The sequence below is a fragment of the Sinorhizobium sp. P24N7 genome (assembly GCF_042436655.1).
Taxonomy (GTDB): Bacteria; Pseudomonadota; Alphaproteobacteria; order Rhizobiales; family Rhizobiaceae; genus Sinorhizobium; species Sinorhizobium meliloti_A.
Genome location: NZ_JBHMIW010000009.1, coordinates 78,987 through 98,805 on the forward strand (window position 1 = coordinate 78,987; position 19,819 = coordinate 98,805).

General features: G+C 62.1%; 20 protein-coding genes. All 20 read right to left on the minus strand.

Annotated elements, in window-relative coordinates; translation table 11 throughout:
- Window positions 1-120: 120 nt before the first annotated feature.
- On the minus strand, window positions 121-1,746 hold the full coding sequence (locus tag ACFHWW_RS17195; protein ID WP_379939496.1) for a copper resistance CopC/CopD family protein: 1,626 nt from the start codon (window positions 1,744-1,746) through the stop codon (window positions 121-123).
- Between the two features lie 68 nt (window positions 1,747-1,814).
- Window positions 1,815-2,345, minus strand: a complete 531-nt coding sequence (locus ACFHWW_RS17200; RefSeq protein WP_379939498.1) for a YcnI family protein — start codon at window positions 2,343-2,345, stop codon at window positions 1,815-1,817.
- Between the two features lie 813 nt (window positions 2,346-3,158).
- Complete coding sequence (locus ACFHWW_RS17205; protein ID WP_379939500.1) at window positions 3,159-3,488, minus strand: hypothetical protein; 330 nt, start codon at window positions 3,486-3,488, stop codon at window positions 3,159-3,161.
- Window positions 3,472-3,735 carry a cbb3-type cytochrome oxidase assembly protein CcoS gene (ccoS, locus tag ACFHWW_RS17210; RefSeq protein ID WP_379939502.1) on the minus strand — a complete coding sequence of 88 codons (264 nt, stop codon included), beginning with the start codon at window positions 3,733-3,735 and terminating at the stop codon, window positions 3,472-3,474. The genes ACFHWW_RS17205 and ccoS (ACFHWW_RS17210) overlap by 17 nt, the downstream gene beginning before the upstream one ends.
- Entirely contained in the window at window positions 3,732-5,993 is a 2,262-nt protein-coding gene (locus ACFHWW_RS17215) for a cation-translocating P-type ATPase (RefSeq protein ID WP_379939504.1), read from the minus strand. Before ACFHWW_RS17215 ends, ccoS (ACFHWW_RS17210) begins: the two co-directional genes overlap by 4 nt.
- Before the next feature lie 2 nt (window positions 5,994-5,995).
- Entirely contained in the window at window positions 5,996-6,802 is an 807-nt protein-coding gene (locus ACFHWW_RS17220) for a DUF2189 domain-containing protein (RefSeq protein WP_379939506.1), read from the minus strand.
- 27 nt (window positions 6,803-6,829) lie between these two features.
- Entirely contained in the window at window positions 6,830-7,021 is a 192-nt protein-coding gene (locus ACFHWW_RS17225; protein WP_379939508.1) for a hypothetical protein, read from the minus strand.
- Window positions 7,021-7,902, minus strand: a complete 882-nt coding sequence (ccoP, locus tag ACFHWW_RS17230) for a cytochrome-c oxidase, cbb3-type subunit III (RefSeq protein WP_379939510.1) — start codon at window positions 7,900-7,902, stop codon at window positions 7,021-7,023. The genes ACFHWW_RS17225 and ccoP (ACFHWW_RS17230) overlap by 1 nt, the downstream gene beginning before the upstream one ends.
- Window positions 7,893-8,063 (minus strand): cbb3-type cytochrome c oxidase subunit 3, encoded by a 171-nt coding sequence (locus ACFHWW_RS17235; RefSeq protein WP_127712353.1) that lies wholly within the window; start codon window positions 8,061-8,063, stop codon window positions 7,893-7,895. The genes ccoP (ACFHWW_RS17230) and ACFHWW_RS17235 overlap by 10 nt, the downstream gene beginning before the upstream one ends.
- 21 nt (window positions 8,064-8,084) lie before the next feature.
- Window positions 8,085-8,837 carry a cytochrome-c oxidase, cbb3-type subunit II gene (gene ccoO, locus ACFHWW_RS17240; RefSeq protein WP_379939512.1) on the minus strand — a complete coding sequence of 251 codons (753 nt, stop codon included), beginning with the start codon at window positions 8,835-8,837 and terminating at the stop codon, window positions 8,085-8,087.
- A gap of 4 nt (window positions 8,838-8,841) precedes the next feature.
- The gene (gene ccoN, locus ACFHWW_RS17245) at window positions 8,842-10,497 is read right to left on the minus strand and encodes a cytochrome-c oxidase, cbb3-type subunit I (protein ID WP_127712321.1); all 1,656 of its coding nucleotides are present in this window, start codon (window positions 10,495-10,497) and stop codon (window positions 8,842-8,844) included.
- A gap of 292 nt (window positions 10,498-10,789) precedes the next feature.
- A complete protein-coding gene (locus tag ACFHWW_RS17250; RefSeq protein WP_379939514.1) occupies window positions 10,790-11,470 on the minus strand; it encodes a Crp/Fnr family transcriptional regulator in 681 nt (226 codons plus the stop codon).
- A gap of 61 nt (window positions 11,471-11,531) precedes the next feature.
- On the minus strand, window positions 11,532-11,711 hold the full coding sequence (gene ccoS, locus ACFHWW_RS17255) for a cbb3-type cytochrome oxidase assembly protein CcoS (RefSeq protein WP_379939516.1): 180 nt from the start codon (window positions 11,709-11,711) through the stop codon (window positions 11,532-11,534).
- Complete coding sequence (locus ACFHWW_RS17260) at window positions 11,708-13,981, minus strand: cation-translocating P-type ATPase (RefSeq protein WP_379939518.1); 2,274 nt, start codon at window positions 13,979-13,981, stop codon at window positions 11,708-11,710. Before ACFHWW_RS17260 ends, ccoS (ACFHWW_RS17255) begins: the two co-directional genes overlap by 4 nt.
- Complete coding sequence (locus ACFHWW_RS17265; protein WP_379939520.1) at window positions 13,978-14,481, minus strand: FixH family protein; 504 nt, start codon at window positions 14,479-14,481, stop codon at window positions 13,978-13,980. The genes ACFHWW_RS17260 and ACFHWW_RS17265 overlap by 4 nt, the downstream gene beginning before the upstream one ends.
- Window positions 14,478-16,052 (minus strand): cytochrome c oxidase accessory protein CcoG, encoded by a 1,575-nt coding sequence (ccoG, locus tag ACFHWW_RS17270; RefSeq protein ID WP_379939522.1) that lies wholly within the window; start codon window positions 16,050-16,052, stop codon window positions 14,478-14,480. Before ccoG ends, ACFHWW_RS17265 begins: the two co-directional genes overlap by 4 nt.
- A 229-nt stretch (window positions 16,053-16,281) precedes the next feature.
- Complete coding sequence (gene ccoP / locus ACFHWW_RS17275; RefSeq protein ID WP_379939524.1) at window positions 16,282-17,151, minus strand: cytochrome-c oxidase, cbb3-type subunit III; 870 nt, start codon at window positions 17,149-17,151, stop codon at window positions 16,282-16,284.
- Between the two features lie 3 nt (window positions 17,152-17,154).
- Complete coding sequence (locus tag ACFHWW_RS17280; RefSeq protein WP_379939526.1) at window positions 17,155-17,307, minus strand: cbb3-type cytochrome c oxidase subunit 3; 153 nt, start codon at window positions 17,305-17,307, stop codon at window positions 17,155-17,157.
- Window positions 17,308-17,319: 12 nt separating this feature from the next.
- Window positions 17,320-18,051 (minus strand): cytochrome-c oxidase, cbb3-type subunit II, encoded by a 732-nt coding sequence (ccoO, locus tag ACFHWW_RS17285; RefSeq protein ID WP_127712314.1) that lies wholly within the window; start codon window positions 18,049-18,051, stop codon window positions 17,320-17,322.
- Window positions 18,052-18,064: 13 nt separating this feature from the next.
- A complete protein-coding gene (ccoN, locus tag ACFHWW_RS17290) occupies window positions 18,065-19,684 on the minus strand; it encodes a cytochrome-c oxidase, cbb3-type subunit I (protein ID WP_379939528.1) in 1,620 nt (539 codons plus the stop codon).
- Window positions 19,685-19,819: the final 135 nt, after the last annotated feature.

Genomic DNA, 19,819 nt, shown 5'->3' on the forward strand with positions numbered 1-19,819 from the left:
GAGCACGCGCGCCTTTGTGCCTGCAGGAAAGTGGCTTGCCGAATGTCTTGTCGAACGGGGCGTCCTGTGGCCGCTCGAGACTTCGCCCCCAGTGGATGTTAATCTAAGCAAGGGGCATCTTCAGGGTCGGATTCCAACCTTGCCCTCGAGCTTCACCAGCTCGAAATCGGAGACCAGGAGATCAAGCCGCACATGCCAGATGCCGGGCAAGGGCACTACGAGACCATCGACGCGCCAGTTTCTCTCCCCGGTGGGCTGCGCGGGCCGCCGGATCGCTTCTATGCCAGACGCCGGATTGGAAAGGACGAGCGTCACCTCCCTTGGCGCGAGGACCTGCCCGGCCTTGCCGAACACCTCGATGAATGCTGCGACCTGACCGACACGGCCTGGTGAGAGCCGCACATTCGCCATGGCTCGCGCTGCATGGAGATGAACGGCTGCAGGGCGGGAAGCGGCAATTTCCAAAGCGCGCGGCGGGGGCGTGAACCGCCATACTGCGGCTACGCCGAAGATCAAGACGGCGACGACGGTTTCGAAGGCGATCGACCGAGCGAGGCGCCCTGCAGCCGGTGCGTCCCGTCGCTCTGCCGGCTCCGTCAACCGCAGGCGATTAAACACGGCAAGAGCAAGAAGCAGAACAAACAAAGCCAATTTGGCGAGGAGGACCAGCCCGTAGGCGGTCTCAACCAATGCTGCCGGTTTGCGAACCTGGATCACGGCCAACCCCATGCCAGCGACGATCAGCAAGGCGAGAACGACCGGGATCGTGGTGGAGAACCGGCGCAGCATGCCCGCAGACTCTGGTGTGCGACGTGCCAGCGCTAGTCCCAGCGGTGTAAGCACTCCTGTCCAGAACGCAATCCCGACGCCGTGAAGGAAGACCATCGGGCGCGTAACCCATTGCGGTTCCGCGGCGCTGGCATGGCCGCTCAGCGCAAGTGCCAGACCGGTCCCGCTGAGCGCAACCAGAGAAAGAAGGCGCCCCCGGCCGCCCTTCGCGACCAGCGCAAAGGTTGCCATCACAGAAGCAAGAACGGCGACGACGGAGGTCCGGCCGAAGCTAGTGCTCATTCCAGCTTGCCAGGTCGCCAAATGCACGAGGCGCCGAAGAGGAACGGCGAGCGCGTCGAGACCCTGGAAGCCGACAGACAGCAGCGCTCCGACGAGTCCGACGACGAGAATGATGTGAATGGCCACGGTTCCGGAGCGCTCGCCCTTTCCAAGCCACGACAGCGCGAACGACCCGCCAATTCCTAGAAAGAGGCCGAGATAGAGGGCGAGCTTTGCCATCCATATTGCCGTGCCAACCTCCCAGTCTATGCCCACTGCGGCTGCGGGAGGCGTTGCGCTCGGCGCCCCAATCGTGAAGATTATCGAACCACCGATCGGATGTCCGTCTTCGGAGACCACACGCCAGGCAAGCACATGCGTGCCCTGGATGAGTCTCGATGGTGGATCGATTTTCAGTGTTCGATCGCGTAGCTCGTAGTGTTCGAGGCTAACGCTCGAGCCGTGCGGCCCGACCAGTCTGAGGGAGAGCGGCGAGATCGCCTCGCTGAAGGTCATCAAAAACGCCGCAGGCGCCTCGGCGAGCACGGCGTTGTCTGCCGGGTTGGTCTCGACCAGCGATGCATGCGCGAAGGCCGTTGCGGCGAGCCAGAGCCATGCGGAACAGGCCAGCACCGAAAGCGCCAGCATGCGAGCCGGGGCGTGGCATCGGCGTCCCTCCAAGCGCGGGTTGATCATGCCAATCTCCGTCAGCCATATAGGGAAGCGCGGCTCGAGTGCACGCTTCCCTCCGCCTCTCATTGTTTTTAGTGGCTGCCCGCCTTTTCGAGGAGCTTTACACCGGGAGCCGGAAACTCGAGATCGCCGCCGCTCTGGCCTTCTGCCGGGATCTCGATCCACCGTTCAGTCGCGCCGTCGGGGCACTCCTGCACGGTCGGGAAATAGAGCACCTTGCCCGCCGGCAGGTCCGACGTCAGATAAACGCGCACTACGAACTCATCGTACTCGTCGTCTCCCAGATGGCCACCCTTCCACAGCACCTCCTTCACGCCCTCCTTCGTCGGGGTGCCGTGGTTGTCGTAGGACTTCTCGTAGGCGCCGCTTACCTTCTCCAGGGTCCAGCCGGGCTTGGGCATCGGCTTAACGGCAATAACGCCCTCCGGAATCTGGACGCGCACCGCGTTGGTCGGCTTCCCGTCGCAGCCGTGCGGCACGCGGAAGACGGCCTTATAGCTCGCGCCTACCGGAGCTTCCTTCGTTTCGAGCGAGGTGTGAGCGATCGCCGCTCCCGCACCAACGGCAATCAGGGCGGCGGTCAGCACCGGTTTCTTTAGCATTGGACTTTTCTCCTTATCGAATGCCGGCTCGCGTCGGCGGGGTTCGCGAGGACCAGCGTCGCCGGTCCGCTTCACAGCTGAAGGGGTTGAGTTGGGGACTGGACAGCAGCCCGCAGTTCACGAAGTTCGGATAGCCTGCACCTCGACTAACGTTGGTCCGGGCGGCAGGAAGTTTCCGGCGTGGGAAAACACGCTCGACGCGATCTAGGCAGTCGGTGGGGCTCGGGGACAGCCGGGATCATGGTCGCTTCTGCGAACCAACAGCTCGCAGGATGGGGGCAGGACAGCGCTTGAAGACCGCGGCGTTACAGGAACCGACGCGATACCGGCAGGTGCGGCAGGCAAAGCCGAGGACAGGCCGCATCCGAGGATACAGCACTCGGCCAGCCTGTCGTGATCGCCGCCGCCAGGGTCAGTGTCGGAGTGGCTTGCCCCCGTAATGCAGAGGGGATCGCCGAAGGGATCGAATTGTCGGACAACCGGTCCTTGGCCGGCAAAAGCGTGGACAACGGACTGCAGGACGAGCATGCAGGCGGCGACCAGCGCCAGCCCTCGGCTCAATCCCGTTCGTCGTCTCGCCATCGTCCATTCTCCATACGGGCGCAGCACTCGATGCAGCAAATAGACGAGCCTGTTGGAACAATCCTTGTTCCAGATCAACAAACGCGGGGTCGGAGAGATAAGCGCAGTTGTTCGCGGATCAGCTGGCCGCATTCACCCCAACGATTGCCGTTTACCATCGGCGCTTTGGCAACAGCGATAAAACCAGCGTCGCAATAGGCCCGGCTTCAAGCGACGCGATAGCCGTGGTGATCAAGGCCCGACTTGTCTAGGCACCCGGATGCCGCGCGTGATGCCGATCGCCGCTCCCAGCGTCCCCCCGGCGACGATCCCCGCAGACCCACCAGCAAGGACTGCAATTAGACAATTGAGGACAGCGGCCCCGGGCCCGGAATTCGACAGGAGAGTGATCCCGGCGACGAGGCCGACTAGACCGCCGATCGCGCCAAGGGCAATTGCAAACAAGGTCACGGACTCCGAAGGATCAATCTGGCGGTCCGGCATGTCGTTCTGTTTCGAACTTGACCTCTCCACAGCTTGCTCCGGGGAATCGTTGACCATGTGTTCATCCGTGCTTGGCATTGGATCCTCCGGGGTGCAGCGTCGCTTCATCGTCTTCTTTCGGTCCAGAACGCTGGCCTGTGCTGGCGGTTCCGTCCGTGGCCGGATCCGCCGGCGGCCCTTCGTCTTCCTCATCGTCCAACAGGACTCTTTCAGCCGCCCCGTCCAGGTCCTCATATTGACCCGCACGCAACGACCAGAGAAATGCCAGCAGTCCGACAGCGCCCATCGCCAATGCCACCGGTATAAGAACGGCAAGATAGTTCATGGCTTTGCCGTGGCTGGTTTGGTCGCCCGGACAAAGCGCGGGCCTATTCTAACCTTTGCACGGAGGCGCAGCGCGTTTCCAACGACGACGATCGAGGACAAGGACATGGCCAGCGCCGCAGCGAGTGGCGTGACCAGTCCTGCGATTGCGAAGGGCACGCTGACGATATTGTAGGCGACTGCCAATCCGAAGTTCTGTCGGATCAGCACATCGGCCCTGGACGCGGTCTGGATGACTTCTCGGACAGCCAGCAGGCTGTGACCAACGAAGACGAAGTCGGACGCGCTTCGCCCGATGTCCGTCGCCGACGACGGGGCGATCGACACGTGTGCGGCGGAAAGGGCCGGCGCGTCGTTGAGGCCGTCGCCGATCATCAGCACCTTGCTGCCCGCCTCGGCCAATGACCGGATGGACTTCACCTTTTCACCCGGAAGTAGCTCGGCCGAGAACTTCTCGATGCCCAACTGCTTGGCGACGGACGAAACCGCGGGATGGGCATCTCCTGAAACTATCGCTAGTGAATAGCCGGCGGAGCGGAGTGTCTGTACAAGCTCTCGAGCGCCAGGACGGATGGAGTCCTCAAATGCGAAAACCGCTATCGTTTCGCAGTCCTTCGACAGCACGGCTACCGACGCCGCTCCCAGGTCGAGCTGCCTTGCATTCGACGCCCACGAGGGGCGTCCGAGCCGGTAAACCGCATTCCCTGCCCGCCCCTCGATTCCGCAGCCATGAACCTCCTCCAGACTTTCGAACTCCAGAGGGGACCCGTGCCGCCCTGCGGCCGCCAAGGCAATCGCGGCGGAGGCGGGATGCCGCGAGACCCTAGCCATCGCCGCGGCCAGAGACAAGAGCCGGGGCTGAATGTCGTCCGCATTGACCAGACGCATCTCGCCGAAGGTCAACGTCCCGGTCTTGTCGAAGAGTACGGTGTCGATTTCGTTCAGTCTCTCGAATGCGGACCCGTCGCGCGCCATGATGCCGCGTTCGAAGAGGCGCCGTGCCGCCACCACCTGTACCATCGGCACGGCAAGTCCAAGGGCGCATGGGCAAGTAATGATCAGCACGGCGATGGCAATGCTGACTGACTTGTGGAGATCTCCGGTTCCGTAAAGCCATGCGAACATGGAAAGGAGGGCGACACCGTGCACGACGGGCGAATACAGGCTTGCGGCGCGATCAGCGACTCGGCGGTAATTGGAGCGCCCGCTCTCGGCAGCCTCCATCATGCGGGTCATCTCGGCCAGGAAAGAACCGTCGGCGGATACGGTCGCCACCAGTGTCAGCGGATTGGCGAGGTTCATCACGCCCGCCTGCAATGCGCTTCCCGGCGCCGCACGCTTCCACTCGCTTTCCCCTGAAACGAGCGAACAATCAAGCTCCGAGGCGCCTTTGACAACAACGCCGTCGACCGGCACGCGCTCGCCGGCGGCGACCAGCAGATGCATGCCAGGCTTGATCTCGGAAAGCGGGACGTAATCAATCGCGCCTTCCGCCCGGATCAGATTGGCGCCCCGCGGCGCGAGCCTCGCAAGCGCTCCGACGGCGGAACGCGCCCTGCCCCGCATCTGGTGGTCCAGTGTTCGCCCTGCCAGCAGAACGAACAACAAGGACGTGCTTGCGTCGAAATAGGCATACGCCGCGTTGTGAAGGGTGTCGTAGACGCTGAGGGCGAAGGCGAGGAGAACGCCGACGCTGATCGGAACGTCCATGTTGGTGCGACCGTACCGCAGCGCCGCCCAGGCCGAGCGATAGAAGATCCTGCCGGAATAGACGATCGCCGGCAGAGCGAGCACCGCCGACAACAGATGGAAGGCATGGCGCGTCGCGGGATCAGCCCCGGACCAGACCGATACCGAGAGAATCATAATGTTCATGGCCGAGAAACCGGCGACCGCGAGCGCCTTCAAAAGGGAGGAAAGCACCGGATCCTGGCTGTCCTCCTCTATGCAAGCCAGATGTGAGGCATAGCCGATTTTCGCAAGCGCGGCGGCGAAATCCGAGCTCTCTTCGTCATGGCCGCGCCAGTTGATGGTGACGCGCCGGGTGGACAGGTTCACTCGGGCGAGTTCCACGCCTGGAATTTTCCTCAGCGCGCCTTCGACGGCAGCGATGCAGGTGGCGCAATGCACGTCGGGCAGCGTCAATATGGTCTGGCGAAGGCCGTCGCCGAGGTCGCGGCTCGCCAGCCGGATCTCCTCAGCGCTCGACCGAGGAGCGGCCTCAGCGCTTTGAACGGCGATGCCCGAGCAGCAGGACATGACTAGTGCACCGCTTTGTACGCATGCCAGGTTGCATGCCCGAGCAAGGGGAAGATCACGACCAGACCGACCAGAGCCGTGGCAACGCTGGCCAGGAACAGCCCGAGCACGATAGCGCCCCAGACGAGCATCGGACGGAGGTTGTTCCAGACCAGCACCACGCTGACACCCATTGCCGTAAACGCGTCGATGCGCTGGTCGAGCAACATTGGGATGGAGAACACGCTTATGGCGAAGGAAAATCCAGCAAAAAGGGCGCCGATGAAAATCCCGACGGCAAGCATGGCCCAGCCGGTCGGCGTCGTCAGCAGCAGTTGCGTGACATGCCCGAGGCCGGGAAACGACCGAACCCCGAAAAACAAGGCATAGATGAGCACGGCCGCACGCATCCAGAGCAGCATGAGCATGCAGAGCAGAAGCCCCGTGAAGAACACCTGGGCGCCGGCCACCGGTCTGACGCGGAGCATGCTCCCGAGAGTGACCGGCTCGGAGCGCTCAAGGCGCGAGCTCTTCAGGTAAAGGCCCGTCGCGAGGAGCGGCGCGATGATCATGAAGCCTGCAATGGCGGGGAACAAGAAATAGTCGCGTCCGGTCGCGAAGAGGAGCCAGATGATCAGGAAGGAAACGACGAAGACGGCTATCCCGTAGCTCAGGCTGAGCATCGGGAAAGTGATCAGGTCACGCCAACCTTTCGCCAACCACTCGAAGGGCGCCTGGGCCGGTAAATGGCGCTGCCATTTCGGGTTCCAGGTCTCCTCTATTCCTGAGACCTCGCCTACCCAACGCTGTAACTTTCGAGTTCCAGACATATGTCTCTCCACGGGTACACCATGCCGTCAGCAGGATGATTTTGCGGCCCTGTACTGTCCCGGTGTCGGCCCCGTCTCCTTGAGGTGGGCGACGCATCCGGGATCGCTATCGATCGCGACGTAAAGCATGTGGGCGTTAGCGCCGAAGAAGATCGCCGCAGCAACGAGGCCCCACCAGGCCAGCACCGATCTGCTTCGTCTGCCAACAACCTTCGTCATCACGGCTTCTCCACGCCCAGCGCGTTGACATAGAGGGCCAGAATCTTGATCTCCGCCGGTGTCAGCCGCTCGTCCCATGTCGGCATGTGGCCCTGGCGTCCGCCATGGACCGACTCGATGATGGTTTGCATCGAGCCGCCGTAGATCCAATAGGCATCGGTCAGGTTCGGAGCGCCGACCTCCCGACTGCCTCTCGCGTCTTCGCCGTGGCAGGCGGCGCAAGTGGTGAGGAACACTTCTCTGCCCGTCTCGATCCGGCCGATGTTCTCCGGCGTGGAGTATTGAGGATTGGTGAGCGAATAGACGTAGGCGGCGACATCACGGACCTGATTGCGTTCGAGCATCTGGTCGCGACCGAACGAGGGCATCTGCCCGACGCGGCTCTCAGGGTGCCTGGTGTTGATGCCAACCCTCAGGGTCTGCTCAATATCCTCCGGTCCGCCGCCCCAAAGCCAGTCGTCATCGGTCAAATCCGGATAGTTGCTGCGACCCTTTCCGTCGACGCCGTGGCAGACGGCGCAGTTGTCGCCGAAGAGTTGATGGCCGGTTGAGCGCACCGTCGCCATAAGGCGTTCGTCCGCCCTTATCTCGTCGTAGGAGAGCGTGTCGATTTGGTTCTCCCAGCTCGCTCTGGCGGCAGCCGCGGCGGTTAGTTTTTCCTCGACAACGTCGCGTTCGTCGATCCCAAGCAGGCCCTTGGTGTAGGTGGTGCCCAGCGGCCATGTGGGCAGCAGAACCCACCAGATGAGCGCGAAGACATGAGTGATGACGAGAAAAAGCAGCACTCCGCGCGGAACCGGGGTGTCGAGCTCCTTGATGCCGTTCCACTCATGCCCGGTGGTCTTCCGGCCGCTGATTGGATCGACTTCTTCTACGTCCATGGCTGATCATCCTTGTCGAGAATGGCTTTCTTGGCGCGATCGAAACGGTCGCGGTTAGTGGGCCAGAACGTGTAGACGATGACGCAGATCGAGAATCCGATGAGATAAAAGAGCCCCCAGCTTTTGGCCGCCTCCACCAGTGTCTCGTGCGTCACGTCCATGACGAATTGTCCCTTTCTCATTCAATCGGCTGGATCGGGTACCTGTTCCGGCGCTGCCGTGTTCTGGTACGCCGCCTTTGTCAGCCTTCCGAGGACCTGCAGATAGGCGACGAGCGCATCCATTTCTGTGACCCGTGTTGCCACCCCGTCGAAGGCGCTGACCTGGGTCTCCTCGCCATATCGTTCGGTGACGCCCGACGCCTGTTCGCTATCGGGCATGGCCTGACCGAAGGCGTCCAGCGCGGCGTTCTCGATCATTTCGTCGGTATAGGGCACTCCGACGCTTCGCTGCGCCTCCAGGTGAAGGCCGAGGTCATCCAGGCGCAACGGTGTCCGCGCCAGCCAGGCATAGGCCGGCATGTTCGACTCCGGCACGACGTCGCGCGGGTTGGTGAGATGGGCTACATGCCAGAAATCGGAATATTTGCCTCCTACCCTGGCGAGATCCGGTCCGGTTCGCTTCGACCCCCACAACATCGGGTGATCATATTTGGATTCGACCGCCAGCGAATACGGGCCGTAGCGCTCGACCTCGTCGCGCAACGTGCGGATCATCTGGCTGTGGCAGGCATAGCAGCCCTCGCGGATATAGATGTTGCGGCCGGCGAGCTCCAGCGGCGTGTAGAGCCGCATGTCCTCGACGTCCTCGACGGTCTCGTCAATTGTGAACAGCGGAGCGATCTCCACGATGCCGCCGACACTGGCCGCCAGGATGATCGCCAGCACGAAGCCGATCGCCGTCCGCTCGAGCTTTCGATGGATAAGTTCGCGCATGATCCTACTCCGCCGGCCCCGTTGCCGCGCCTTTCGGCAATGGCGCGGCGACCGGAACGTCGTCGTGCCGTTCAGCCAGGACAGGGACGCCGCGAACGGTCATCCAGATGTTGTAGGTGGCGACGACGGCTCCGATCAGGAACAGCAGGCCGCCGAAGGCGCGTGCAATGTAGTAGGGGTACATCGCCACCAGGGAATCCACGAAGGAATAGGCGAGCGTCCCCTCCCCGGTATAGGTCCGCCACATCAGGCCCTGAATGATGCCCGAGTTCCACATTGCGAAGACGTATATCACGGTGCCGGCGAAGGCGAGCCAGAAATGGACCTCAACGAGGGCTGCCGAATACATCCTCTCGCGCTTCCAGATCGCCGGCACGAGCGTGTAGAGCGAACCGTAGGTGATTAACGCCACCCAACCCAGGGCGCCTGCGTGGACATGGCCGACTGTCCAGTCGGTGTAGTGCGAAAGCGAATTGACGGGACGGACCGCGAGGAAAGATCCCTCGAAGGTCGACAGGCCGTAAAAGAAGGCGGCCATCATGATGAAGCGCAGCGTCGCGTCGTCGCGAACCTTGTGCCAGGCGCCGTTCAGGGTCAGCAGCGCGTTGCCGGCCGATGCCCATGAGGGAACAAGCAGCATCACAGAGAATGTCATGCCGAGGTTCTGCACCCAATGCGGCAGGGCCGTATAATGAAGGTGGTGCGAGCCGGCCCACATGTAGAAAAAGGTTATGCCCCAAAAGCTGAGGATAGACAGCCGATAGGAAAAGATGGGCCGCTCGGCACGCTTCGGCAGGTAGTAATAGAGCATCGCCAGGAAGCCTGCCGTAAGGAAGAAAGCGACCGCATTGTGCCCGTACCACCACTGCACCATCGAGTCCTGCACGCCCGCCCAGATCGTGTAGCTCTTGGCATGCCCCAGGGAGACTGGAACTGTCAGGTTGTTGATGATGTGCAGGATCGCCACGACCACGATGAAGGCCATGTAGTACCAGTTGGCGACGTAGATGTGAGGCTCCCTGCGCCGCGCCAGCGTCCGGATGTAGAGGATGAAATAGGTGACCCAGACGATGACGAGCCAGAGGTCGGCATACCATTCTGCCTCGGCATATTCCTTCGACTGCGTGACGCCCATGAAATAGCCGGTCACGGCCAGAATGCAGAAGAGATTGTAGCCGAACAGCACGAACCATGGGCTGAGTTGGTCCGCCAGCCGGGCGCGCGAGGTCCTTTGAACCACGTGGAACGAGGTTGCGATCAGGGCGTTGCCGCCGAACCCGAAAATCACCCCGGTCGTGTGGGCCGGCCTAATCCGCCCGAAGCTCGCCCAGGCGGTATCGAAATTGAGGCTAGGCCAGGCGAGCTGCGCGGCGGCCCAGACTCCGACGAACATGCCGAAGATCGCCCAGAACAACGTGAACCAGACTCCGACCTTGATGGGATCGTCGTAGTAGCGGGAGATCCGCGACGGATCCGGCGGAGGTCCGAACGAGCTCGACATTATAACATACAGCAGGCCGAGGCTGTATAAGAGGACAATCGCGCCATGTACTCCGAGCGGGTCGAACCGGCCGGCCGCCGCCATGGCAATGCCCACAATAGCCAGGACGAGCAATATTGCCGCGGCTCGATCCCGTTCTCGCGTCGTCAACTGTCCCATGAAGTTGCTCCCTCGTCATGAACAGCCCCTAGCAACGAGCATCTATCCCCCAAGGGGGACAAATCAAGGCTTCTGTCGATCTTTGCCGATCGCATCCAGGGCTTGAAGTCGATGCTTGACGGCACAGCACATGGTTCCCGATCCTAACGCGACGCGGACAGCGAAACCAAGCATCCGCAGTCTTCTGGAACCGGACCATGTCTTACCGGGAGATGTATTGTGTCACTCCTCAATTATTAGTAAACTAAACGTTGTGCGTGTATTTTCGGATCGGTCGTGCTGCTGCTCCGGCTTAGATCCGCTCCAGCTCGTGCCGGTCGTGAATCTCGATCATCCGACCCTTTACGGTGACCCCGGACTGGCGCAGCGTCGAAAAGGCGCGTGACAGGGCTTCCGGGGCCAGGCCAAGCTTCCCCGCAAGCACGTACTTCTGGAACGGCAAGCGGAACGAGAAGCTTGTGGTGGTGCCGTTCGGACAATGGCTAAGGATGTAGCTGGCGACGCGCTGCGTAGCGGTGAGCAGGCGATCTTGTGCGAGCAGGTCTTCCGTTATATTGCCTCGATGGCAGAGATGCTCGATGAAAGCCTGCGCCACATCGGGGTCTGCGGCGGCGAATTGGCGAAGCTTGGCGCTGTCAATACGCGCAATGTTGGATGCTTCGGCAGCCTCCGCGCTGGCGGTGGCACGCCCCAGGTACATGACGTTCTCGGCAAACATTTCGCCTTTGGAGAACACCGCCACATCGGCCTCGCGCCCATCTTTTCCAACACGGTAGAGGCGGACCAGACCTGAAAGTACAAAGAACACGTCGTCGATGCTGTCGCCCTTGTGGAAGAGGATATCGTGCTCCTTGTAGTTCGATAGCCTCGTGTCCTCGATAATGGCGTCGACGGTGGAGCACGGCAGCCGTCCGAAGAAGCGCGACCTCAGGAAGGTCGTCCTATCGCTCGAAGTCAATTGCAGCGTCTTCATTGCGAATGTCCCAATAAGCATGCCATCAATCTAGCGCTATGCCGGTTTCGGTAAGTTGATCTTAGTCAAATAGCTGGAAAGGCCGGCTCGATTCACCCTTGCCATCTCCGTCGTCGAGTATGCGCCAGGAGGCTCCGTCGAGGTCCTCGTACTGTCCGCTCTTGAGCGCCCACAGAAATGCGACCAGCCCCAGACCACCGAGACTGAGTGCGATTGGAATGAGATAGATGAGGGTGTTCATGAGGTCACCGCGTCTGAATGCATCAATGTGGATGGCGTCGCGGCCTTACCGGCGGCAAGGCTGCGCTTCAGTCTCAGAGCATTGAAGACCACCACGAGCGACGAGGTGGACATAGCGACAGCGGCAACAAGCGGAGTTGCGTACCCAAGAATGGCGATCGGCACGGCGATGACGTTGTAGCCAATCGCCAGCACGAAGTTCTGCCTGATAAGTCGCCCGGCGTGCCGCGAAGTCTCGATGGCGAAGGGAACGGCCGAAAGGGCCTCATGCATAAAGACGAAGTCGGCAGCCTGGCGCCCTACATCGGCGGCAGTCGCCGGAGCCATGGAAACGTGTGCCGCACGCAGAACCGGCGCGTCGTTTATGCCGTCCCCCACTACCAGGGCCTTGTGACCTGCCTCGGCGGCAGCGGCGCATGCCTCGACTTTTTCGCGTGGCGAGAGTTCGGAATGCCAGTTCGAAATCCCCAAACTCCTGGCGAGGGCCGCGACCACAGACTCCCGGTCGCCGGATAGGATTCCCGTCGCAATGTCCAGGCGGCCAAGGGCTTCGATCGATTCGCGCGACGCGGGGCGCGGCCGATCCTCGAACCGGAAGCAGGCAAGCTCACGAAAATCCAACGACAGGATTGCCTCCGATTGCCCGCCATCGGAGCCCGGATCGCCGACCGCGAAGCCGCGGCTCCCCAGCCGATAGATGCCGTCCGTGGTCTTCACTTCGATGCCGGCGCCGGGAATTTCCCGGATGTCGCCGGCAAGCGCAGGGATCGCCCCTGCCGAATTCTGAATCGCTATTGCGATCGGATGGCGCGAATGCACCGCGATAGCCGCCGCAATGGCGAGCCGACCCCCTACGATCTCGTGCGCATTCACGAGCCGTGGTCTGCCGATGGTCAGCGTGCCGGTCTTATCCAGGAGCACTGTGTCGATCTCAGCGAGACGCTCCATCGCTGTGCCATCCTTGACCATGACACCGCCTTGGAATAGCCGCCCGGCCGCAACGACCTGGACAACGGGAACCGCGAGTCCAAGAGCGCAGGGGCAGGTGATGATGAGCACGGCCACTGCGATCAGCATGGCATGGTGGATATCTCCCTCCACTAGCATCCAGCCGACAAAGGTCAGGAGCGCCAGCAGATGGACGGCCGGCGAGTAATAGCGGGCGGCGCGGTCGGCTATGCGTCGGTAGCGCGCCCTGCCCCCTTCGGCAGCCTCCATCAATCCGATGATTTCGGCGATAAACGAGTCGCGCGACGCGGCGGTCGCTTCCAGCGTGAGCGGACCGGTGAGGTTGAGCGTGCCGGCCTGAACCGTGTCCCCTGTGGCGACAACGGTCGGCGAGCTCTCGCCGTTAACTACGGAGCGATCGAGGTCGCTTGTCCCGGACAGCACCCGTCCATCGACGGGGATACGCTCGCCAGCCGCGACAATCAGGCGTTCGCCTGGCTTGATCTCGTCGACGGCGCGGTATTCGCGCGAGCCATCCGGATGGACAACCGTGGCCCCGCGCGGCGACAGGCGTGCGAGACCGCTGATCGCCGTTCGTGCACGGCCCCGCATCATGTGATCGAGCGTACGGCCGATCAGCAGGAAGAACAGCAAGGTCACGGATGCATCGAACCAGGCATGTTCGCCATGACCAATCGTCTCGTAGAGAGACATGCCATAGGAAAGGCTGACGGCGAGCGCGATCGGCACATCCATGTTGGTTCGGCCGTGGCGAATGGCGTTCCATGCCGACTTGTAGAAAAAGCGGCCAGCATAGATCAGCGCTGGTCCGGCGATCAGCGCCGAGATCCAGTGGAAGAGATCGCGGGTGGCCGCATCCGCCCCGGACCAGACTGAGACGGAGAGCAGCATGATATTGGTTGCGGCGAAGCCGGAAACGGCAACCGCGAGGATCAACTGCTTCAGCAGGTCGTCGCCCTCTTCCCCGCCGGGCGAAAAGAGGTGTGTCTGATAACCACGCTCAGCGATGGCATGCAAGAAGTCACAGGGATCGGTGCGCCGGCCGCCGACCTCCTCCTTCCAGACGATTGAAACCCGACGGGAGGAGAGATTGACGCGGGCGCGTTCGACTTCGGGCTTGGCGCGCAGCGCTCCTTCGATCGTGGCGATGCAGGTACCGCAATAGGCGTCGGGGACGCTCAGCTCCGACTGGCGCAACCCGCCTCCGAGGTTCCGGCTCGCAAGCCAAAGTTCCTCGGAGGCGGGCGACGCCTGCCCTCCTTCGCCAAGCATGGTTGCCGCACCAACGGCGCAGCAGCTCATTTGTCACCTCCCCCTGCGAAGAAGCGGATAGTCTGACGGTGAACTACCGCACCCCCCGCCATGGCCGTCATGGCGGCTATCCATTGACCGGGCTTCAGCTCTTCGGCCAATATGAAAGCGCCCTCGCCCCGCGGATGGAGCTCGACGCGAAGGTCCTCATGCTCCTCAACCGGTCGTTTAAGAACGGCGATTACCTTGTCGATTTGTCGGTCCGGTTCGCCGTTGCGGGTAAGGACATAGCGGATTGCTCCGGGTCCGGCCATTAGTCGTCCCTTGATGCCGCTGGCCTGAAAGGCGCGGCCCTCAGCCACCTTGCCGTTGAATTGCTGGCTGGCGACGTAGGTGTTTTCGACGACAAGGCCGCTCCAGCTTCGGCTGGCGTTCCAAGCCATGACGAGGTTGACGGAGATGATGGTGCCGAAGAAGAGGCCCATGACCACCACCATGTGCCAACCGGTGAATCCGCGCTCCGGGTCGCGCTGTTTCGTTGTCGTGCTCATCGTCTTGCTGCTCCCGGCAGGTTGAAATTGGCCTGATACACATCGCGTTCGTGGCTGGACGGATCCTCCGCAATAAGGGAGAAGCCCCCTTCCGCTTCGGCGAGTCTATCCTTCGGCAACGTGACGAAGACCTTGAGTGGGGTGACCTTGTCCGGCTCGACGCCGATGGTGATGTTGCGCCCGTCGCCGGTCGCCTGGCCGGCCACGCGCATCGTGGCGGCGGGCATACCCTCGATCTTCAGGCCGATGGTACGCTGTTCGGGGATCATGTTGAGCAGCTTCACCGTATAGCCGTTGCGCACCGAACCGTCGGATTCCACGACGAACTGGGGGTTTCGGTCGTGCAGGACGTTCAGTTCCAGCCGGTCGCGCGCCAGCAGGCCGAAAAGAAGACCGAGTCCGACAATCGCCCAGACGCCGAAATAGACGAGAACGCGGGGTCGGAAAACGATGCGCCAGTTGAGATGCCGCACCTTATCGCGGAAGGCGCCATTGGCGTCGCGCACGCGGGTCGGGTCGATCTCCGCAGTCCCGCCACTGGTCGCAAGGGCCATATTGGCGGCATAGTCGCTGAGCGTCGCGTACGAGATCAGCCCGCGCTCGCGGCCGAGCTTGTCCATCACGCCGTCGCAGGCATCGATACAGAGCGCGCAGGTGATGCATTCGAGCTGCTGGCCGTCGCGAATGTCGATGCCCATGGGACAGACGGCCACGCAAGCGTTGCAGTCGACGCAATCCCCGACGACTTCGCCGGCAGCCGCCGCCTTCTTCGCATGCCGCGAGCGCGGCTCCCCCCGCCAGTCATTGTAAGTAACGACGAGCGAGTTCTCGTCCAGCATGGCCGCCTGGATGCGCGGCCATGGGCACATGTAGGTGCAGACCTGCTCGCGCATCAGCCCCCCGAAGACATAGGTCGTCGCGGTCAGAATGCCGATCGTGGTATAGGCGACCGGCGCGGCATCAAGCGCGACCAGGCTCGCCAAAAGCGAGGGCGCATCGGCGAAATAGAATATCCACGCACCGCCGGTCGCAACCCCGATCGCCAGCCAAACGGCATGCTTGGCGACGCGCTTGCGGATCTTGTCCAAGCTCCAGGCTCCAGCGTCGAGGCGCATGCGCGCGTTGCGGTCGCCCTCGATGAAGCGCTCGACGACGAGAAAGAGATCGACCCAAACGGTCTGCGGACAGGCATAGCCGCACCAGGCCCGCCCGACCGCCGAAGTCACCAGGAAGAGACCGAAGCCCGCCATGACGAGGAGCCCCGCCACGAAGAAAAACTCCTGCGGCCAAATCTCTATGAAGAAGAAATAGAAACGCCGAGAAGCGAGGTCGATGAGGACTGCCTGATCCGGTGCATGGGCCCCGCGGTCCCAACGGATCCACGGCGTCAGATAGTAGATGCCGAGCGTCACCAGCATCACCAGCCACTTGAACCGGCGGAAACGACCCTCGGCCCGCTTCGGGAAGATCTTCCGACGCTTCTCGTAGAGCGGCCCTCGCACGCGCGCGGCATTGACCGCTTCGGCATCGAGCCGCTCGACTGAAGCTTTGGTTATCGGCTGGTGGAGCATGCAGGCAGGTCCCGGCGATGTTTTCGCTTGTGAGGCGACCTTTGCCGATGTGCACTCCGGTCACCTTGATCTGCGTCAAGTCCGCGCCCCGATGCCGAACGTTGCGGTGGGCACCCCACGGGCTTTGAACGGACCGGTCTCCCCTGCTCGTAGACGAACGAAAGCTGGCCACCCACCCGTGACCAGGAAAATCGGCCGCACGCGTGCACGGCCAATCGGTCGTGGACCTCTACTCGCCGCCGCCCAGCGAGTGGACGAACACCGCTAGCTGCTTGACGGCGTCGTCGCCGAGGCGTGGCAGCCATGCGGGCATCACGCCATGCTTCGGCGTCTTCATCTGCGCGATGACCGCCTGCTCGCCCTCGCCCTTAAGCCAGATCGCATCGGCGAGATTGGGTGCTCCCATCTCACGGTTTCCTTTCGCGTCTGCGCCATGGCAGGAAGCGCAATTGTCGGCGAAGACCTGCTTGCCCTGGTCGACGAGGTTGGGTTGCGACGGTGCTTGGGTAAGGCTCACGACGTAGGCGGCCGTCTGCTGCATCTGCTCTGGCGTCAGCAGGTCGCCGAAGGGCGGCATCTCCGAAACCCGTGTCTCCCCGTCGGGGGCGTGGCGAACCCCATGAGCTATGGTCTGATAAATTTCTTCCGGCTTGCCGCCCCAGAGCCAGTCGTCGTCATTGAGATTCGGGAAGCCCTGCCCGCCCGCAGCCCCCGAGCCGTGGCACTGGGCGCAGTTCACCTTGAAGACGGAAGCCCCGGCTGAAACGGCGAATTTCTGCAGTTGCGGATTTGCGATGATCTCCTCGACCGAGCTCGATGCGATCTGCTCCAGGTTGCCGGCCTGTGCAGCCCTGGCAGCGTTCAGTTCGACGCTGACTTCGGCGCGACTCGAATAGCCGAGCACGCCCTTGGTCGCCTCCGTCAGCATAGGCCACGAGGGATAGGCGATCGCATAGCCGATCGCCCAGATGACCGTGGCATAGAAGCTGTAGACCCACCAGCGCGGCATCGGATTATTGAGTTCGCGGATGCCGTCCCACTCATGCCCGGTGGTTTCTACGCCGCTGACCTCGTCGACGTGCTTGTGCTTGTCGGCCATAGATCAGTCCTCCTTCAGCGGGATGACAGACGCCTGAGCGGCAGACTTCTTGGCGCCGGGGCGGAAGATGAAAAAAACGACACCGAGGAAGAACAACGTCATCGCGAGCAATCCCCAGCTATCAGCAAAATGGCGCATGGCCGTGTACGTTTCCATGTTGCCTCCTTCTCAGCGATAGCCGGCGGCGTCGTCGTAGGTGGAGAAGTCGACGAGCGTGCCCAGCATCTGGAGATAGGCGACGAGCGCATCCATCTCCGTAAGCCTTTGCGGATCACCGTCGAAGTCGCCGAGCTTGGCCTTGGGATAGCGTGCCTCCACGCCCGAACCGTCGGCATTCGGATCGGCCTGCGCCTTAAGGTCCGCAGCCGCGTTTCCGATCATCTCGTCGGTGTAGGGGACCCCGACAGCTCTGTTCGCCTTAAGGCTCATGGCAATATTCGTCACCTCGAGCGGTGTCTCCTTCAGGAACGCATAGCTCGGCATTACAGATTCCGGTACGACTGAGCGGGGCTCGATCATGTGCTGGACATGCCATTCATTGGAATAGCGGTCGCCGACGCGGGCGAGATCCGGTCCGGTTCGCTTGGAACCCCATTGAAAGGGATGGTCGTACATCGACTCCGCCGCCAACGAGTAATGGCCGTACCGCTCCACCTCATCACGGAAAGGACGGATCATCTGGCTGTGACAGACGTAGCATCCCTCGCGGATGTAGATGTCTCTGCCGGCAAGCTCAAGCGGGGAGTATGGTCGCATGCCTTCGACTTTCTCGATGGTGTTTTCGAGATAAAAGAGCGGCGCGATTTCGACGATTCCGCCGATGGAAACGACCAGGAGTGAGCCTATCAGCAGCAGCGTGGCATTGCGCTCGAGTATCGCGTGTTTGTCGAGAATGGACATAGTCTTTGCTCTCCTATTCTGCAGGCGCCGGCAGCGGTACAGCACCAAAGATCGGTTCCTCATCGCGGACGCGCCCGAGGATCGTCATGGTTACGTTGAAGGCCATGAGGAGCGCGCCGGCGAGAAACAGGGCGCCGCCGCCGGCGCGCATGACATAGTAGGGGAACATGGCCGCGACCGTTTCCGCGAAGGAGTACACGAGGAAGCCTTGGTCGTCGTATTCGCGCCACATCAAACCTTGCTGGATACCGGCGACCCACATAACAGCGGCGTAAACGACGATGCCGAGGGTGGCGAGCCAGAAGTGCCAGTTGACCATGCGCACGCTGTAGAGCCGTTCGCGGTTCCACAGCTTCGGCACGAGATAGTAGATCGCGCCGAAAGTGATCAGTCCGTTCCACCCGAGCGCGCCGGAATGGACGTGGCCGATGGTCCAGTCAGTGTAGTGGCTGAGCGAGTTGACTGTCTTAATCGACATCATCGGGCCTTCGAAGGTCGCCATGCCGTAGAAGGCGACGGCCATCACCATCATGCGGACCACCGGATCGGTGCGGATTTTGTCCCAGGCGCCAGACAGCGTCATCAGGCCGTTGATCATGCCGCCCCACGAGGGCATCCAGAGCATGATGGAGAAGACCATGCCGAGCGTTTGCGCCCAGTCGGGCAGCGCCGTGTAGTGCAGGTGGTGAGGACCGGCCCAGATGTACATGAAGATGATCGCCCAGAAGTGGATGATCGACAGACGGTAGGAATAGACAGGGCGGTTCACCTGTTTCGGGATGAAGTAGTACATCATCGCCAGGAAGCCCGCCGTGAGAAAGAAGCCCACCGCGTTGTGTCCGTACCACCACTGCGTCAGCGCGTCTTGCACGCCGGAAAATGCGGAGTAGCTCTTCGAACCAAGGAAGGAGACGGGCACCGCCAGATTGTTGACGACGTGCAGCATCGCGATGGTGACGATGAAGGCGAGATAGAACCAGTTCGCCACATAGATGTGCGGTTCGTTGCGCTTCAGGACCGTGCCGAGGAAGGCGACGAGGTAGGCGATCCACACGATGGTGAGCCAGAGGTCGACGTACCATTCCGGCTCCGCATACTCGCGACTCTGGGTAATTCCGAGCAGGTAGCCGGTGGCCGCGAGGACGATAAAGAGCTGGTACCCCCAGAAGACGAACCAACCGAGGTCCCCTCCGAAGAGCCGTGCGCGGCTGGTACGCTGCACGACATAGAACGAAGTTGCGATAAGCGCGTTACCCCCGAAGGCGAAAATGACGGCGGACGTGTGAAGCGGCCGTACCCGGCCGAAGTTGAACCAAGGCTCCACGTTGAGGTCGGGAAAGGCGAGCTGAAGGGCAACGACCACACCGACGAGAAAGCCGACCACGCCCCAGAATACCGTCGCGATTACGCCGTACTTCACGACCTCGTCGAAGTATTCGTTTCGACGGCCAGGATGACCCGCGACAGCCGGGCGGAAGTCAACGCGGCGCATGAGCACCAGGGTGCCGGCGAGCAGCACGAAGAACAGCACCCACATGTGCGCGCCAAACAGGCGGTCTTGCGCAAGGCCGGCTCCGACCAGCGCCAGGAAGGCGCCCACGGCAAGCACGACCATCTCGACTGTGTGTTTCATGGTTAGGCCCCAACTCTCTCCAATCGTTGACTGGCGCACGCCTGCGCGCGACCCGCCGAATTACTGCGAGAATTGTCAGAGCCCGGCCCTGGGCACCTTGATCCAGATCAAGCTGCATGGGAGCTCGCGACGCAT

What these genes read in the sequence shown, in the direction of transcription:
- ccoO (WP_379939512.1), bottom strand. Translation starts at nt 8,837, where the DNA reads ATGCGCGAACTTATCCATCGAAAGCTCGAGCGGACGGCGATCGGCTTC.
- ACFHWW_RS17235 (WP_127712353.1), bottom strand. Translation starts at nt 8,063, where the DNA reads ATGGACGTGACGCACGAGACACTGGTGGAGGCGGCCAAAAGCTGGGGG.
- ccoO (WP_127712314.1), bottom strand. Translation starts at nt 18,051, where the DNA reads ATGTCCATTCTCGACAAACACGCGATACTCGAGCGCAATGCCACGCTG.
- ACFHWW_RS17215 (WP_379939504.1), bottom strand. Translation starts at nt 5,993, where the DNA reads ATGTCCTGCTGCTCGGGCATCGCCGTTCAAAGCGCTGAGGCCGCTCCT.
- ACFHWW_RS17205 (WP_379939500.1), bottom strand. Translation starts at nt 3,488, where the DNA reads ATGCCAAGCACGGATGAACACATGGTCAACGATTCCCCGGAGCAAGCT.
- ccoS (WP_379939502.1), bottom strand. Translation starts at nt 3,735, where the DNA reads ATGAACTATCTTGCCGTTCTTATACCGGTGGCATTGGCGATGGGCGCT.
- ccoN (WP_127712321.1), bottom strand. Translation starts at nt 10,497, where the DNA reads ATGGGACAGTTGACGACGCGAGAACGGGATCGAGCCGCGGCAATATTG.
- ACFHWW_RS17280 (WP_379939526.1), bottom strand. Translation starts at nt 17,307, where the DNA reads ATGGAAACGTACACGGCCATGCGCCATTTTGCTGATAGCTGGGGATTG.
- ACFHWW_RS17265 (WP_379939520.1), bottom strand. Translation starts at nt 14,481, where the DNA reads ATGAGCACGACAACGAAACAGCGCGACCCGGAGCGCGGATTCACCGGT.
- ACFHWW_RS17195 (WP_379939496.1), bottom strand. Translation starts at nt 1,746, where the DNA reads ATGATCAACCCGCGCTTGGAGGGACGCCGATGCCACGCCCCGGCTCGC.
- ccoP (WP_379939524.1), bottom strand. Translation starts at nt 17,151, where the DNA reads ATGGCCGACAAGCACAAGCACGTCGACGAGGTCAGCGGCGTAGAAACC.
- ACFHWW_RS17260 (WP_379939518.1), bottom strand. Translation starts at nt 13,981, where the DNA reads ATGAGCTGCTGCGCCGTTGGTGCGGCAACCATGCTTGGCGAAGGAGGG.
- ACFHWW_RS17220 (WP_379939506.1), bottom strand. Translation starts at nt 6,802, where the DNA reads ATGTCTGGAACTCGAAAGTTACAGCGTTGGGTAGGCGAGGTCTCAGGA.
- ccoG (WP_379939522.1), bottom strand. Translation starts at nt 16,052, where the DNA reads ATGCTCCACCAGCCGATAACCAAAGCTTCAGTCGAGCGGCTCGATGCC.
- ccoN (WP_379939528.1), bottom strand. Translation starts at nt 19,684, where the DNA reads ATGAAACACACAGTCGAGATGGTCGTGCTTGCCGTGGGCGCCTTCCTG.
- ACFHWW_RS17225 (WP_379939508.1), bottom strand. Translation starts at nt 7,021, where the DNA reads ATGACGAAGGTTGTTGGCAGACGAAGCAGATCGGTGCTGGCCTGGTGG.
- ACFHWW_RS17200 (WP_379939498.1), bottom strand. Translation starts at nt 2,345, where the DNA reads ATGCTAAAGAAACCGGTGCTGACCGCCGCCCTGATTGCCGTTGGTGCG.
- ACFHWW_RS17250 (WP_379939514.1), bottom strand. Translation starts at nt 11,470, where the DNA reads ATGAAGACGCTGCAATTGACTTCGAGCGATAGGACGACCTTCCTGAGG.
- ccoP (WP_379939510.1), bottom strand. Translation starts at nt 7,902, where the DNA reads ATGGACGTAGAAGAAGTCGATCCAATCAGCGGCCGGAAGACCACCGGG.
- ccoS (WP_379939516.1), bottom strand. Translation starts at nt 11,711, where the DNA reads ATGAACACCCTCATCTATCTCATTCCAATCGCACTCAGTCTCGGTGGT.